Origin of the sequence: Pseudoalteromonas galatheae, assembly GCF_005886105.2 — a bacterium.
Classification (GTDB): domain Bacteria; phylum Pseudomonadota; class Gammaproteobacteria; order Enterobacterales; family Alteromonadaceae; genus Pseudoalteromonas; species Pseudoalteromonas galatheae.
The window spans coordinates 981,773-996,728 of record NZ_PNCO02000002.1 but is presented as its reverse complement, the minus strand read 5'-3'; the positions used below and the strand labels follow the sequence as shown (position 1 = coordinate 996,728).

At 43.0% G+C, this 14,956-nt stretch carries 12 protein-coding genes; 8 read left to right on the top strand and 4 right to left on the bottom strand.

Features of this window, described 5'->3' with window-relative positions; all coding sequences use genetic code 11:
- Positions 1-213: 213 nt before the first annotated feature.
- Positions 214-1,095 (bottom strand): LysR substrate-binding domain-containing protein, encoded by an 882-nt coding sequence (locus CWC29_RS22225; RefSeq protein ID WP_128726229.1) that lies wholly within the window; start codon positions 1,093-1,095, stop codon positions 214-216.
- A gap of 112 nt (positions 1,096-1,207) precedes the next feature.
- Between CWC29_RS22225 and CWC29_RS22220 the strand changes: the two genes are divergently transcribed.
- Together CWC29_RS22220 and CWC29_RS22215 are read left to right on the top strand one after the other, a co-directional pair.
- Positions 1,208-1,513, top strand: a complete 306-nt coding sequence (locus CWC29_RS22220; protein WP_128726230.1) for a hypothetical protein — start codon at positions 1,208-1,210, stop codon at positions 1,511-1,513.
- Between the two features lie 511 nt (positions 1,514-2,024).
- Positions 2,025-3,716, top strand: a complete 1,692-nt coding sequence (locus tag CWC29_RS22215) for a hemolysin D (RefSeq protein WP_138522753.1) — start codon at positions 2,025-2,027, stop codon at positions 3,714-3,716.
- Positions 3,717-3,804: 88 nt separating this feature from the next.
- Here the strand turns inward: CWC29_RS22215 and CWC29_RS22210 are convergent, their stop codons facing one another.
- From CWC29_RS22210 to CWC29_RS22200, 3 genes are all read right to left on the bottom strand, one after another.
- Positions 3,805-5,046 carry a UPF0149 family protein gene (locus CWC29_RS22210; protein WP_138522751.1) on the bottom strand — a complete coding sequence of 414 codons (1,242 nt, stop codon included), beginning with the start codon at positions 5,044-5,046 and terminating at the stop codon, positions 3,805-3,807.
- A 466-nt stretch (positions 5,047-5,512) separates the two neighbouring features.
- Positions 5,513-6,652, bottom strand: a complete 1,140-nt coding sequence (locus CWC29_RS22205; RefSeq protein ID WP_138525032.1) for a DUF1570 domain-containing protein — start codon at positions 6,650-6,652, stop codon at positions 5,513-5,515.
- Positions 6,653-7,012: 360 nt separating this feature from the next.
- Positions 7,013-7,366 (bottom strand): hypothetical protein, encoded by a 354-nt coding sequence (locus CWC29_RS22200; protein ID WP_138524661.1) that lies wholly within the window; start codon positions 7,364-7,366, stop codon positions 7,013-7,015.
- 206 nt (positions 7,367-7,572) lie between these two features.
- Between CWC29_RS22200 and CWC29_RS22195 the strand changes: the two genes are divergently transcribed.
- From CWC29_RS22195 to dndE, 6 genes are all read left to right on the top strand, one after another.
- Positions 7,573-7,740, top strand: coding sequence for a hypothetical protein (locus CWC29_RS22195; protein WP_167815474.1), 168 nt, complete (start codon positions 7,573-7,575; stop codon positions 7,738-7,740).
- Positions 7,715-9,775, top strand: coding sequence for a DNA phosphorothioation-associated putative methyltransferase (locus CWC29_RS22190; protein WP_138524663.1), 2,061 nt, complete (start codon positions 7,715-7,717; stop codon positions 9,773-9,775). The genes CWC29_RS22195 and CWC29_RS22190 overlap by 26 nt, the downstream gene beginning before the upstream one ends.
- A gap of 119 nt (positions 9,776-9,894) precedes the next feature.
- Positions 9,895-10,980 (top strand): DNA sulfur modification protein DndB, encoded by a 1,086-nt coding sequence (gene dndB / locus CWC29_RS22185; protein WP_138524665.1) that lies wholly within the window; start codon positions 9,895-9,897, stop codon positions 10,978-10,980.
- Complete coding sequence (locus tag CWC29_RS22180) at positions 10,977-12,602, top strand: DNA phosphorothioation system sulfurtransferase DndC (RefSeq protein ID WP_138524667.1); 1,626 nt, start codon at positions 10,977-10,979, stop codon at positions 12,600-12,602. The genes dndB and CWC29_RS22180 overlap by 4 nt, the downstream gene beginning before the upstream one ends.
- Positions 12,599-14,590: a DNA sulfur modification protein DndD gene (gene dndD / locus CWC29_RS22175; protein ID WP_138524669.1), complete on the top strand. Its 1,992-nt coding sequence runs from the start codon at positions 12,599-12,601 to the stop codon at positions 14,588-14,590. Before CWC29_RS22180 ends, dndD begins: the two co-directional genes overlap by 4 nt.
- Positions 14,590-14,940, top strand: coding sequence for a DNA sulfur modification protein DndE (gene dndE, locus CWC29_RS22170; protein ID WP_138524671.1), 351 nt, complete (start codon positions 14,590-14,592; stop codon positions 14,938-14,940). The genes dndD and dndE overlap by 1 nt, the downstream gene beginning before the upstream one ends.
- Positions 14,941-14,956 lie beyond the last annotated feature (16 nt).

Here is a 14,956-nt window from a genome sequence, read left to right as displayed (position 1 = left end):
TAAATAACCTGAGGTTTGGATAAGGAATGAGCTAACTCATTGTTTTTAATACCACATTAAATTATACCCTTATCTAGCCAGTCAGTTTTAGGGATAACAAGGCGAATTTATGCACCAATAGCTGGCTATTGGAAGTGAATTCAACGCAGTTAGCGCTAAAACTGGCTGCTAGAAAGGCATTAATTATCCGAAGCTCAGGTTAAATAGTATAGCTCAGCATGCACTAAGCTCAGCCACTATCCAATCTCGAAACGCCTTTAATTTAGGCCACTCAAAATGGCGTTCAGGTGCAACCAAGTAATACCGATATTCACATAACCATGCAAAGTCGGGATAGATTTCTAATTGGCCAAGCTCTAAAGATTGATTCACTAAACGTCGACGTAACAAAGAAAATCCTTGCCCTGCTACTGTTGCCTGCTGAACTAATGCTGCATTATCAATTTTGAGATTACTGAATGTATGACCACTCAGATCAAGTTGCTTATTAAGCTCGATCCACGCACGCTCATTATCTCGACCTTCATCATAGATAAAGTTGAGTTTTGATAGCTGTCCTCGCAACGGTTTATTTGGGTCAATTAATCCTGGGCGGTAGGCGAGAACTAACTCGTCCTCAGCGATGAGCTCGCTTTTCAGTCCCGGGTAATTACCAAATCCAAAACGGATCCCAATATCAATACCGTCGTGATTAAAATCGGCGAGTTGCTCGGTTGGATCGATACGTAACTGGTAGTCTGGTAATGCTTTGTTAAAGCTCGCCAATCTTGGTAGAAGCCAACAGGTAGCAAATGAAGGTAAAACTGACAGGTTAATGGTATTTGGATTCGGATCTAATTTTAACGTCGATAGACCCATTTCAACTTGCCCAAAAGCCTTGTGTAAATAAGGTAACAAGTCTTGCCCTTGCTGGGTTAGCAATACCTTCCTTGTTTGCCGCTCGAACAACATGCAACCAAGCTGTTGCTCGAGTGTTCTTATTTGCTGGCTCACTGCAGCTTGAGTCACGAATAAGGCTTCCGCCGCCTGCTTAAAACTACCTAATTCTGCCGCCGTTTTAAAATACCAAAGTCCTTTGAGTGGAGGTGATTTCATTCGCTATCTTACTTAATTAAAACTTAACTATAGGTCAGAATTTCTAGTTTGTCAGTTTTATGAATGCGCACAATACTTAGCAGTGAAATCAGAGACGGAAGGAGTCTTTATCATGAAATACGCAATTATTCTTGCATTTCCTCTAGCAGCACTCGCATCAACATCCGAGCAGGTACAAACTGAAAAAGTATTTACTGATGCGGGATACCCCTACAAAAACTTAATCATGAAGGCCAAAAAAGTTGAGCTTGTTTATTCAGAAGAGCAAAACAAAACGACCTGTCGAGTTAAAGTCTATAGCGGTGATGTACTTCATGAAGGGGAGCCTATGGAGATATCGGCTAAAACGTTTTCAACCGATCCCATCAAAGGTTGTCTTGCCCGACAAAATGCCAAACATATTTTAAGTTTGCTGTAGATCACATGTGTACCTCAGCATCTTTTTTGTACTAAAAGATGGTTTGAAATTAGCATTAGCAACTTGCTTCTGGTAGTTGCTAATCGTTATCACCGTGTTGTGCGTGTTTGCATCAGTTCGAAAGCATAAACATTTAACAGATGGTTTCAACACAACCAAAGAACAATACACCTGTTAACAAAGAGCACTCAAGTATGCGCTAACTTTCGCTTAAATTGAATCCCAGCTAAGTAGAGTAACTTTAGTACCAGCAATAAAATGTGCATATTCCACTTCGTAACAGAACATAACGCATCAGCATAAAACCCATAATTAATTGATATTAAATAAAAATTATTTTTACCCTTGTCAAACCATGTATGAGTCAAACTTTCAAAAACAGGTCTGTTGATAAGAAAACTTATTCGTTACAAACAAAAATCAATTGAAACATTTATTTCACAAACTATAATCCTTGCCCCTAAGTTGAGTAAAAAACGCTATTTTTGCTTTTAGTTTTCAAGGAGTAGATATGAAAATAAAGCCTCTCACAATTACGTTCGGACTTGTATTAAGCAGTACTGTTCAAGCATTCACCCAATTTGGTGGACAAGGGATCATGCCCATGGGACATGAATGGTTAACCCGCACCGCAGCCCTTGAGGTGCTGGATGCCGAACATATTATCGAACCAGATCCTAACGACCCTAGACACGCTTGGCGCTATGGTCTGGCAAAGAACATCACACTACATACCGCACAAGATGAAGTTACTCGACTCCAATCCCAGTTAAACAACAACCCGCTCTATGAACCAAGATACGACAGTGTGAACTCCGCCATCGTCGGTGAGCGTTGGGTTGATATTGCTGGATTTAACGTTACCAACGCCAGTACCGATCCAACCGGCCCAAATTGCTTTAGCGCAGTCTCCCAAGAACCGGCTGACATTCAGCTAGATCATTTTATGCGCCGCTATGATGATATTGCAGGCCAAGGTGGTGTAGATGCAGCTTATCGCGCGCAAAAACGCTTTGTTCAACATTTTATTGATGCGGCTATGGCTGAGGAAAAGCGCCTCAAGGTGTGGGATGGTGGTGGCCACGCCGCCCTTGCGGAAGTAGATCATAATTATTTTTTGTTTGGCCGTGCCGTTCACCTATTTCAAGATTCATTTAGTCCAGAGCATACGGTAAGGCTTCCACAAGATAACTACGAAAAGGTTTGGCAAGTAAAAGCTTACCTTTGCTCTGAGGGTGCCGAGCAGCATTCGCACGACACCAAAGATGTGCTCAACTTCACCAGTGGCGATGTGATCTGGCAAGCGAATACACGCCTAGAGTCTGGCTGGCAATCTTATCGTATTAGCAGCATGAAACCGGTCGCGATTGTCGCGCTGGAGGCCAGTAAAGATCTCTGGGCTGCGTTTATTCGCACAATGGCAACACCAAAAGCACAAAGACGTAGCGTAGCCGAGCAAGAAGCACAGCTATTGGTACAAAACTGGTTGTCGTTTGACGAGGCCGCTATGCTGGCTTGGTATGAGGACGAAAATAAACGTGATCATACTTATGTACTGGCCCCTAATGAGTCAGGAAAAGGGAAGTCACTTGAAGCCTGTATGGCAGAGCTAAATGTAGGCACAACTAGCCAAACAGAGCGTGTTGCACAGCTAGATGCAGAGCGAAACCAATGTCTTTTTAATATCGAAGCCGAACCTGGTTTTGAAGATCTTAACGACCCACACTTAGATATTCCCTACAACTGGCGCTGGAAATCTCTAACCTGGCAAACGCCACCAAGCGGCTGGACATATCCGCAGTTAAGTGCAGATACGGGCACACAAATCACGATAAAGTCGCCAGTAAATAACCAGTATTTAGCAGCACAGACCCTGAGCAATAACACCCGAATTACCTTTAGCCCAACTGAGCCTCTCGATTTAATTCAGGTAACCAATACTGAGGGTCAGCACTATTTTAGAGCCACTCATGCCCCTTCACTGTTTTTAAGTTACAGCAGCAAAAGCGCAGGTTATCTCAAACTCGTAGACTCCCCTAAACAAGCACTCTACTCGTTGATTTATCAAGGTGGTGTGTGGAATATCAAAAATCAATTTTGGCAGCAATATATTTGGTTTAACCAAGCGCAAAACCAACCTGAGTTAAATCGCCATGGCGAGCCGGACCAGTTATCCGCTAAGTGGATGATTGAAGGCATATAACTTAACACAACCCCCAACCAGCAGGCCCTATCTAATTTAGGGCCTTTTCCTAAATAGACTCACTCAGCAAGCCTGAAACAAAGTACAATTAACTTTTTTTACGCAGCCAAAAGAGGCTTCCTTCAACGCTTAACCAGGCTTTTTTGCCACCACAATCTATATAACTTAAGACTTCTTCTTTTGAACCCAAGGTGTAGCCATATATCTCTTTTTGCTTAGTCTTTTCTTGACCTGTAAGCATCTTGATAAAGTGCTTATTGTACCCTTTGATTGTCGCTTTTAGCTCATTTAAGGCTTTGCTCTCGCCATCCTGCGCAAAACGCATCAACGCCTCTGCAGATAGCATAAAAATACTCTCTTCTTCATATTCATCAAGGCAAGCTTTTAGTTTATCCCACTGCTTTAAGATAACTAAACCGTTCACATACAGGTATCGACAGGCCTGATTATCGTTGGGATTAAGTCGCAGCAGCACGTCTAACTCATCAACCGCCTCTTGAACTCTGTCTGCCCAAAAGTAAATCCACGCTTTATGGTAACGAATAAACATATAAGGTCTGGTTTCGTGAATAAGCCAAAAATTGCCTTGATTTTCCTCAATATAATCAGGCGTAATAAAGTCTTGTTCTTCATTATGAATAAACTGGTCAAGTAAAGGGATTGAATCGATGTGAGTCAATTTGAGTAAATTCTCAATCAGTGAGTTTCTTATTTCTTCCTGTTCTTCATCAAAATCTTCTTCAAATTCAAACGCTCCGAGCTCATTGTCTAACTCAGGATCCCAAATTAAAGTATCCCCTAACTCCATAATCGCGCCTGCCAAATAACGCTTTACATCATGAGCCTCCCGCTCAAAAGGCACCATAGGTTCAGCGTTTGAAAATGCCGCCTTTGCTGCATCTAAGCTAGTAAATCCGGTGAGCTGTTGTTGTAATTCATTTACCGCACCTTTCTGCTCTAGTGACAAGTTCTCAAAAGATACTTTATCCAAAGCTTTAAGCAGACCAAGACAAAAGCTCGGTAATGGAGCCCCCTTTGCTAATGATGCTGCAAAGTCTTGCTTAGAGAGCGCACACTCTTTTGGCAACTTATAAGTTTTGCCATCCAAGCTTGAAACGCACTGCTCATGCAAATCCATTAAAGCCTCTAACTGAGCACGGTAAATAGCCGTGTAATCACCAAAGAGCTCAGGCAACCACTCATGTATTTCAGCCATATCATTAATAGCAACTTTGCCAATCAAATAGCCTTCAACAAAATAATAATCCGGTTGATGCTGAGTATCTTTAGAAAAGGCATTAACTGCTTTGCGTAACGCACTTGGAGTCATATAGAACATTCCTTTAATAATTGGATAAGTAAGTGGGAGCCGCTTTATGCGGCGATCTCTACATAAAACATCGCGGAATAAATCCACTCCCACCACACTAGCCCCCGCAGGTGGGAGCCGCTTTACGCGGCGATCTCTAGATAAAACATCGCGGAATAAATCCGCCCCAACCAAACTAGCCCCCCGCTGATGGAAGCCGCTTTACGCGGCGATCCATACAGCAAACATCGTGGAATAAATCCACTCCCACCACACTAGCTCCCCGCTGGTGGGAGCCGCTTTATGCGGCGATCTTTGCAGAAAACATCGCGGAGCCAACCCGCTCTCACCACACTAGACCTTCTGGTAGGAGCAGCTTTACGCAGCGAACTCTACAAAAACATCGCGGAATAAATCCACTCCCACCACACTAGCCTTCCGCTGGTGGGAGCCGCTTTACGCAGCGATCTTTACATCAAGCTCAGGATCACAACCTTTGCGGCTCTACTGGACTTTGTATAAAGCTGGCGAATCTATCAACTATGTTTGGATAATGTGCACGTAACAGAGCTTGTGACTCTCGGTTACTCAAAGCACGACATCGCTCAGTTTGCTCTTGCAGCATCAACTTTTTCAAACTCAGTCTCCCAGTCGTGGTAGACATCAAAAAATGGATGGTCGCCCAACTACTTTTATACATCAGCTCAGAATTGTAAGACTTCCATTTGGATTCTGCATTAATGAGCTCATAAGGCGATAACACTCGCCCTTTAATATAACCGCGATGTAATCTAGCTTGATTTGGTGCAACAGTGCCGATCTGCATCGTCACTTTTACGGTTTGAAAATAGCCTGCAAGTCCCTCATTTAACCAACGCGGCGTATATCCAATCACAGCCTGATTAATAGCGTGTACCGCTTCATGAACAGCAGTTTGCATCGTCGCATAATGATTTCTCTGCTCGACCAAAGCAAGGTTGTATCTACCCAAGTAGAGACCAACATTACCCTTTGGATTGCCACCATAGGATTTAACCACTCGCTCATATTCGTGCCGATTAGGTAGCACCTTGATCCTGAGCGTCACCTTTTGCATCGCCTCCAAGCCAACAATACTGGTATACCCCCTAAATACGGCATTCAGTTTAGCGCTCAAGGTGTTTTTAAACTTTTCCGTGATATTTGGACCGGAAATATTGAGGTCAAAGAAATCAAGAGCACGATTACGCTCTGGCTGATAATGCTTAGCCGCAGAACTCGGCTTTTTATCCGAGTAATTCGTAATGCCTCTTTCATCAACCCAAGTGTATATCCCATTCTCAACTCGGTATTTGATTCCCTCAGCTTGCTGAGAAACACAGCGACCAAACTGTCTTAAACTCGTTTGATGGTCAAAAGTATCTCCGTTTGTTGACTGAACTGAACTTGGTTGTTTGAACTTTTGCTCTGAAACCACTGGCGCACTATTTAATTCAGTTTTTTGGTTGCTTAGCATATTGGTTAGCTGAGGCTGTATCTGAGTAAACCAAAACTCACGGCCATCAAAAAAGAGAAACAACAACACAGAAAACACAACTAAGCAGGCCTTAAAAATAGCCTCCTTCCACTCGCTCCAAGCGCCCTTCATTCCTTGACCCTCAATCCTATTTTTTATTGAAATATCCTGATAGTAAGAATAACCAAGTTAGAATCCCGCAGTTAGAAACCGCTTTAGGCGGCGATCTTTACATAAAACATCGCGGAATAAATCTGCCCCAACCACACTAGCCACCACTGGTAGGAGCCGCTTTACGCGGCGATCTCTTCATAAAACATCGCGGAATAAATCCGCCCCAACCAAACTAGCCCCCGCTGGTGGGAGCCGCTTTACGCGGCGATCTCTACATAAAGCATCACAGAGTAAATCCGCATCCACCAAACTAGCCCCCGCTGGTGGGAGCCGCTTTACGCGGCGATCTCTTGCATCCTATTCCAGAAAATCAAACCATCACACAACCTTGCGACGCTCCCAAATCCAGCAAAGCGCCAAAGCAAACACACCACTTGCATAGGTTACATACAAAGGCACTGAAGTGCCTGCATCCTCAGCATACATAAACACACTCGACATCACCCAAGCAGCACCTGCACCAATCAACAGCCACACCGCCGCAGAATACAGCTTATACACCGGCGCACTTATATAACCCGACAACACCACACAAGCCGCTGCAACACCACCTATCACCGGTTTTTTCCACCAGCCCGCATACTCCGCCAACATCCCGGCCAAAGTGGCTGAAACGACAAAAGTCACGATGACGATCATAATAGACAGTAAAAATTTAAGGGCTTGGTTCATCGGGCTATCCTTAAGCCTTGAAAATGCTGATTAACAAGAAGTTTACTCAAAAAATTACGAACCGTCACTTCAACATTTTTGGACTAGTATCTTGAAAAACTTCGACAAGCAATATTTTACCATGGCTATACTACTTCAATAATCACCTGCAATTTAAGCTTAACAAGGTTATAGTCAATACAAAGGAAATCAAAAATCAAACAGAAATGTCTGAACAAGGCCACTGGTTAACCAGCAAACAAACCCTAAAGTTACTAAAGATCAGTGGCTGCGAGCTGATGCATCGCCGTGAGCGCGGGCAGTTAAAATACCAAAAGCGCGGACGCGCCTATTACTATTATTTTGAACATGTCGACCCAGCTAAACTTTCTTGAATATAAAAAGCTTGTTAAAGCAATTAAGGTTGGCAAGCAACTACCAAACGCCGTATACGTGCACCACTCGGCGATATGCTCTGCACTTCCTGAGGAGTTGCAAAATCTCTTTGAGCAACAAATTAACACCCATCACCTGTCTGCGCCATGGAATGTACTAAAACTGCTCAAACGTGACTTTAAAATCACCTTGCTCCACTACCCTGATTTTGATGATTACGCTTACCCAGCGCTAAAGCACAGCATTACTATTGATATTCTTGAAAGTACAGCTAAACAGGCCGATTATTCGAAATCTGACAACCCACCCATTTTGCATCGTAAAGAAGCTTTTGTGTTGCCTGACTATCCAAAATTTGCTGAATTTGAATCTATCACCAAAGAAGGTGAAGCTATTGGCCTTTATCAAAACACCAAAACGATAGGCTTTAAAAAGCAGTGGAGCGCATTAATCAAACGCCAAGGGTATCAGCTAGATGAATACGGCCGGCTGCACCCATCTGAACAATTACCCCAGCAAAAAGCCGAGTCGAGCGCAGAGCAGACACAAGCAATTCAACGACACTTGACCGCAATAAACCGTGACAGGCTCTCTGCACCATTCCAAAAGTTAGCTAAATTTGGCTACCTCAACGGCGAATATTCAATTCAAGACTACGGCTGCGGCCTAGGGGATGACCACCGCGAGCTAGAAGCCAGCGGTCTTAACATCAATGCTTGGGACCCTGTCCATAAGCCAGAAGGGCAAAAAGTACAAAGCGATATTGTAAATCTAGGCTTTGTGCTTAATGTAATTGAAGACTATGACGAGCGTGTAGACACGTTACGCCAAGCATACGCGTTATGTGACAAACTAATTGTGGTTTCTGTTATGCTCACCAGTTCCGCCGTTACAGAGCAATTCAAACCCTATAAAGACGGTGTGATCACCAAACGAAATACGTTTCAAAAGTATTACAGCCAAGCACAGATCAGAGAGTTTATAGAGCACACCCTAAATGTAAAAACTGTACCGTTTGGACAAGGGATCATTGCTGTATTTAAATGCCCAGAATTACTTGAGTTACACCATATTGAACTACAGTTTCAAGCTCACGAATGGCAGCATATTACTAAGCGTCCAACCACCAAACAATTACCTACTCGTGTAAAGCAAAGCTTATTGGAAAAACACCCAGCATTATTTGAGCAATTTTGGCAACATTGTTTGCACTTTGGTAGAGTACCCGCCAATGACGAATTTGAACAAAGTGACGCAGTGCGGGCCATCATCGCGAGCCACAACAAAGCTTTTGAATTGGTACGCGACCATTTTGACTTCCAAGATTTTAAAAACGCACAGCTAAAACGCAAACAAGACTTATTGGTATACTTTGCCCTCAGCCTATTTGGTAAACGCCAAGCGAAAAGCCATTTGCCCAATCGCCTACTAAGAGATATAAAAAGCCACTTTACCAGCTTTAATCAAGCCATTGACGAAGCAAGACAATTACTATTCTCAATTTCAGATCCAGTCAACATAGGTGAAGCTTGCCATCACACCTATTCATCGTTGCAATTAGGCGAGTTTAATCACAGCCACAGTTATATTCTGCCGAGAACCTATCTTAATCAGCTACCAGCAGTCTTGCGAGTCTATATTGGTTGTGCCGCCCAGCTATACGGCGATTTAGACGACATTGACTTAATTAAAATTCATATGCGTTCTGGCAAAATCACTCTACTTAAATACGACGACTACAACAAAAAACTCCCGCTACTCACCGAACGCATAAAAGTGAAACTGGCCGAGCAAGACATTGACTACTTTTACTATGGCAACGAATACCCACAGCAACCGCTGTATAACAAAATCGACTTTCTTGAAAACGGCTCCAAGGCACACCGAGCACAACAGCGCTTCGATAAGAAGCTTGCCGATATGCTTAAAGGCGTACCAAAAGCAGAATGGCCCAATTGGAACATTCTGCTAAAGGTGTTTGAGTATTGGGGAGTGGAGTTGAAAAGCAGTAAATTCATCAAACTAAAACGTTAAAAGCCTATTAAATTTTACATACCTTGCTAAAATAACTAGCTACTCAACCAAATTTATATGGAATTATTACGTAAGGTACGTAATAATATTACGTAAACCGCAATAATGGACTTGCAACAATGAGTAACTTAGATACAAATTATTGCTATAGCTTTCCCGCCGTGCGTGGACAGCAGGCTGGCAAACCGTTCTACATAGCCACTTGCCCTCTAAGACTAATCCCAAAAATCTTTGTCTACGACGAAGAAGAAGTTCCCGTAGAGCTAAGAGCCCAGCGCACCTTAAATAAAAACCGCATACCTGAAATGGCTCGCTACTTAGTAGAGTCTCCAAATGACTATGTATTTTCAGCAATTACCGCTTCTGTAGGATCTGAGGTCGATTTTATAAGCTCTGAAGGTGGTGCAAACCTTGGGACACTAAAAGTACCTATGGACGCACAGATCTTGATCAACGATGGTCAACACCGAAGAGCAGCTATTGAAGAGGCGATTAAAGAGCGTCCAGAATTGTGTCAAGACAATATCGCTGTCTTATTTTTTGTTGATGAAGGGTTAAAACGCTCTCAGCAAATGTTCGCTGATCTCAACAAATATGCTGTTCGCCCAAGCCCTTCACTGGCGACAATGTATGACCATAGAGATCAAGCTTCAGAGCTTGCGCGCTACTTGGCGCTCAATTCTCGACCGTTCGTAGGATTTACAGAGTTTGAACGCTCTACAATTGGTGCAAAAAGTAGTAAACTCTTTACCCTTAGTGGTATCAAGCAGGCAAATCGCTCTTTATTCAACAAAAAACCAAAAGAAGGGTTTTCTGAGGAAGAAAAGCAAGTCGCCTGTCACTTCTGGGAGCGGCTCAATGAACACATGCCTGAGTGGCTACAGATCCAAAACAAGCAATTATCCGCTGCAGAATATAGACAAGAGAGCATTGCCGCACACGGTATTGGTTTGCAAACTTTGGCGAACGTAGGCGCTGAGATTTTGAACTTGCCAGAACAAGAACAACAAGAAAAGTTTAAAAAGATAGCAAAGTTAAATTGGCTTAAGAGCAACCCGCATTGGTGTGAACGCACAATGCAGCATGGGAGGCTTTCGAAGGCTGTAAGTAGTATTTTTCTGACTAGCGTCCAAGTAAAGCGAGAAATCGGTTTACCTATATCAAAAGACGATACAGTCAAAGAGCAAGAATTATTGAACACATGACATTATTAAATCAGTACGACCTTGACGATTATATCGACTTTATCGAGGACGAATCTTTCGCAGGTCGAAAACTTCACGAATTTGTTGCCGATACGCAGCGCGTATATCTTGCTGATAAACGCCCTTGGGTGATCGGCTATAGTGGGGGTAAAGACTCATCAGCCGTGATGACACTTGTTTACTTTGCACTTTTGGGTTTAGAGGAACAAGATCGACATAAACCAATTTATGTCGTCGCGTCAGACACCTTGGTCGAGACACCTATGGTTGTAGACCATGTTGATAATTCTTTAAAGCTGATTGCAAAAGGTGCTGAGCGCGATAACTTGCCAATCACCACACACAAAGTGGTGCCAAAATCAAACAATACCTTTTGGGCTAATTTATTAGGTAAAGGTTATCCTGCACCTACTCGTAACTTCCGTTGGTGTACAGAGCGGATGAAAATAGGCCCTGTCAGCACTTTTATAAAAGATAAAGTTAGCCAACATGATGAAGTAATCGTGGTACTAGGCTCTCGCTCGCAGGAAAGTGCCTCCCGTGCACAAGTAATTAAAAAACACAAAATTGACGGCTCTGATTTAGCGGTGCACACTACGCTTGCCAATGCGTTTATTTACACCCCTATCGACACTTGGAGTGTGGATGATGTATGGAAAATTCTTCGTTTATGTCATCTTAAAACCGAAGAAACGCCTTACGGCATTAAAAATAAGTGGTTCGATAAATATGACCTTGAGTGGGAGAACCCTTGGGGCGGTAAAAACCTTATTTTATGGAACCTATACAAAGACTCATCTGGACAAGGTGAATGCCCACTGGTAATTGATGAAACAACTCCTTCATGCGGTAATTCGCGCTTTGGTTGTTGGACCTGCACCGTCGTCACCAAAGACAGAGCAATGGAAAGCTTGATCCAAAACGGCGAGCAATGGATGAAGCCATTATTGAAGTTTCGTAATATTTTATCTCGCAGTACATCGCCAAAGTTAAAGAAGAAATACCGCAACCATATTCGTCGCGACGGCCGCTTAGCGTTTAAAACACTCAAAGAAGACAAAGAGCGGGTACTAACGGACGACTACACAACTGGGCCTTACCTGCTGAAGTACCGAAAGCTTGCCATGCGTATGCTGCTGACGATGCAAAAGCGCTTTAATGAGCAAGGTCATAATATGGAACTCATTACTATACCAGAGCTCCACGCAGTAAGGCATGAATGGTTAAATGACCCTAATGAGCCAGACTGGGAAGATTCTCTACCAAAAATTGTGCAAGAGGTTCTTGGGCTGAACTTAGATTGGACAATGGACGATGCGAACCAATTTAGCTTAACTGAAGGTGAGTTACTCAACGAACTTGCACCAAAATATGGTGTGTCAGCGCATATGATCAGAAAGTTGATCGATGTAGAACGAGAAATGAGTGGTCTTGCCCGCCGTACTGGTATTTTTAATCGCATTGGGCGCTTGATCCAGCAAGATTGGGAAAGTGCAGAAACGATTATTGCGTCTAATTTAGAAATAAGACAAAGCCAAATGCGCCAAAGTAATGAAGTAAAAGCGCTTGAAGACGAGCTCAAGCAGCTAAATAAGTTACTAAATAAAGAGGGTATTGCATGATTTTTAAAACACTCACCCTAAATAACTTCCGTGTTTTTAATGGCGAAACGACAATTGAACTTACGCCACGTAAACAAGGGGTCTTTGAGCGCCCTATCATTCTATTTGGTGGCTTAAATGGGGCTGGTAAGACCTCTATTTTAACCGCGATTCGTTTGGCTTTACTGGGTCGACGCGCGCTTGGTGCAGTCATAACCAACAAAGACTATTTAGCCTATTTAAACGAGCAAACAAATAATACCGCTTTAAAACTGGACCCAAGCACCGAAGCCAGTATTACACTGAGCTTTAAACATACTCATCAAGGTGAGCATAAGCTTTACGAAGTTACACGAGCTTGGCAAGCTGAAGGAGAAGAGCAGCTTATACTCAAAGTAAATAGTGTTGAAGATACAGCACTTACTAATGAGCAGGTCCAAGCATTTTTGCATGAACTTGTGCCGCCTGGGATAGGAGACTTATTCTTTTTTGACGGTGAAAAAATCGCCGAATTAGCAGAAGATGACACTGGTAGTTACCTTAAAGAAGCCGTTCAAAAGCTACTAGGTATTGATATTATCAACCGCTTAAACACTGACTTAGATATCTACTTAAAAGGGTTAGGCACTGAGTCAGCAGATAAAGATACACTCAAAAAAATTCAAGCTGCCGAAGATGAAAAACGCACAATCACCAAAGAGGTTGAAGTTACACGCGTAAAAATTGATGAAATAGGCAATATTCTTACCGATATAAAACGAAAAATAGCCGTTAAGGAAGCCGATATTCAGGCACATGGTGGCGCTTGGGCTGAAACAAAAGAGCAAGAGCAAGCCAAAATCAACGACCTGTACGAGCTAGAAAAAGACCTCAACACCAAAATCCGTCATGAGCTAAGCGGATGTTTACCTATGGCACTAGCTCCTACTGCTATGCAAGGGCTTATAGACCAACTCGCTGAAGATCAAAAGATTAAGCAAGCAAAGGCGTTTGGTAATGAACTGAGCCAAGCGCTACCGGCATTACAGGACCAGATATCTAAAAGCTTTAATGCGCAATCGGGCGACATTATGGCAACGATTAATAGTTACTTTGGCCAGCTAACTGCTGAGTATGGCATGGCGAGCCCAGAGCTAGACATCTCAGATTCTGAGTTTGCTTTAATCAAAGCGCAACTAGAAGAAGGTAAGCAGTCACAGTGTTTGCTGAAAGAGCTATCGACAACACTAGAGCAAGTCCAACACAAACTTAGTTCACTATCTGTGAATATTGAGCGCGCACCAGATGCTGCTGACTTAAAAGACCTGTATGAAAACTTAAGAGCGCTTGAAAAAGAATGTGATGCAGTGAGCAAAGATTATATTAACGCGCTTTTAAAAGCTAAAACACTTAAAACCAAAGAGCTAGAGCTAGCCAAGCGACTAGAAAAGCTCTATGCCAAGCTTAAAAATAACCACTCGGCAGATAAAGCCGTACACCGTGTACAGCAAAGTCAGTACGTGTTGGATGATTTTAAAACCGCGCTCACTGAATTACGTGTTACGCAGCTAGAAGAGCTGTTTGTTACCGCTTATCGTAAGCTTGCTCGTAAAGAGGACTTAAAACTTTCAGCCAAAATAGACCCGCAAAGCTTTGATGTAAACTTGGTTGACGCTCAAGGAGCCGTGATTAATCGTAAATCTATGTCTGCCGGTGAAAAACAAATATTTGCCTTCGCAATACTTGAAGCCCTTGGCAAGCTCTCTGGCAAAGTGTTACCGGTTGTTGTTGACACACCACTTGGCAGGCTCGACTCCAAACACCGAGATAAACTAATTAAACACTACTTCCCAGAGGCCAGTGAACAAGTGATTTTGCTCTCAACAGACACTGAAGTAGACCAAGACTTTTATCAAGCCATTGAGCATAAAGTGTCTCACGCATTCGAGATAGAGTTTAATCAAACAACCAATTGCTCAACCCTGCGCGAGGGTTACTTCTGGGCAGAATTGTCTAAGGAGGCAGTATAATGCTCCCACAAATCATGTGGCTTAAAAAGTCCGTAGAAGATCAACTACAAAACCTTAAGGCCAAAACGGGTGTCACACCTAACGTTGCAGCGCGCATCGCCTTCTTCCGCTCTGTGGAAAATGGCTTTGTGTTTGATAAGTCCACCGAATATAAGCTTTCCGGCAATCTTAAATTAGATAAACATACTTGGCTGGGTAAAACCCTGCAAGTCACTGAGTTATTATTAAAACAGCGCTACCCTGAGTATTCTGATAAAGAGTTACAAGCGGCTTGGGCAGCGCATATTGAGGATGGGGTTTCTACAATTAGAAGTCACAGCTCGATTGTCGATTTAGCAAACACATTGTAAAGATAGGGCCGTATAA

Bases quoted from the DNA above. Each gene is read 5' to 3' on its own strand.
- CWC29_RS22225 (WP_128726229.1), bottom strand. From the start codon at position 1,095: ATGAAATCACCTCCACTCAAAGGACTTTGGTATTTTAAAACGGCGGCA.
- CWC29_RS22220 (WP_128726230.1), top strand. From the start codon at position 1,208: ATGAAATACGCAATTATTCTTGCATTTCCTCTAGCAGCACTCGCATCA.
- CWC29_RS22215 (WP_138522753.1), top strand. From the start codon at position 2,025: ATGAAAATAAAGCCTCTCACAATTACGTTCGGACTTGTATTAAGCAGT.
- CWC29_RS22210 (WP_138522751.1), bottom strand. From the start codon at position 5,046: ATGACTCCAAGTGCGTTACGCAAAGCAGTTAATGCCTTTTCTAAAGAT.
- CWC29_RS22205 (WP_138525032.1), bottom strand. From the start codon at position 6,652: ATGAAGGGCGCTTGGAGCGAGTGGAAGGAGGCTATTTTTAAGGCCTGC.
- CWC29_RS22200 (WP_138524661.1), bottom strand. From the start codon at position 7,366: ATGAACCAAGCCCTTAAATTTTTACTGTCTATTATGATCGTCATCGTG.
- CWC29_RS22195 (WP_167815474.1), top strand. From the start codon at position 7,573: ATGTCTGAACAAGGCCACTGGTTAACCAGCAAACAAACCCTAAAGTTA.
- CWC29_RS22190 (WP_138524663.1), top strand. From the start codon at position 7,715: ATGTCGACCCAGCTAAACTTTCTTGAATATAAAAAGCTTGTTAAAGCA.
- dndB (WP_138524665.1), top strand. From the start codon at position 9,895: ATGAGTAACTTAGATACAAATTATTGCTATAGCTTTCCCGCCGTGCGT.
- CWC29_RS22180 (WP_138524667.1), top strand. From the start codon at position 10,977: ATGACATTATTAAATCAGTACGACCTTGACGATTATATCGACTTTATC.
- dndD (WP_138524669.1), top strand. From the start codon at position 12,599: ATGATTTTTAAAACACTCACCCTAAATAACTTCCGTGTTTTTAATGGC.
- dndE (WP_138524671.1), top strand. From the start codon at position 14,590: ATGCTCCCACAAATCATGTGGCTTAAAAAGTCCGTAGAAGATCAACTA.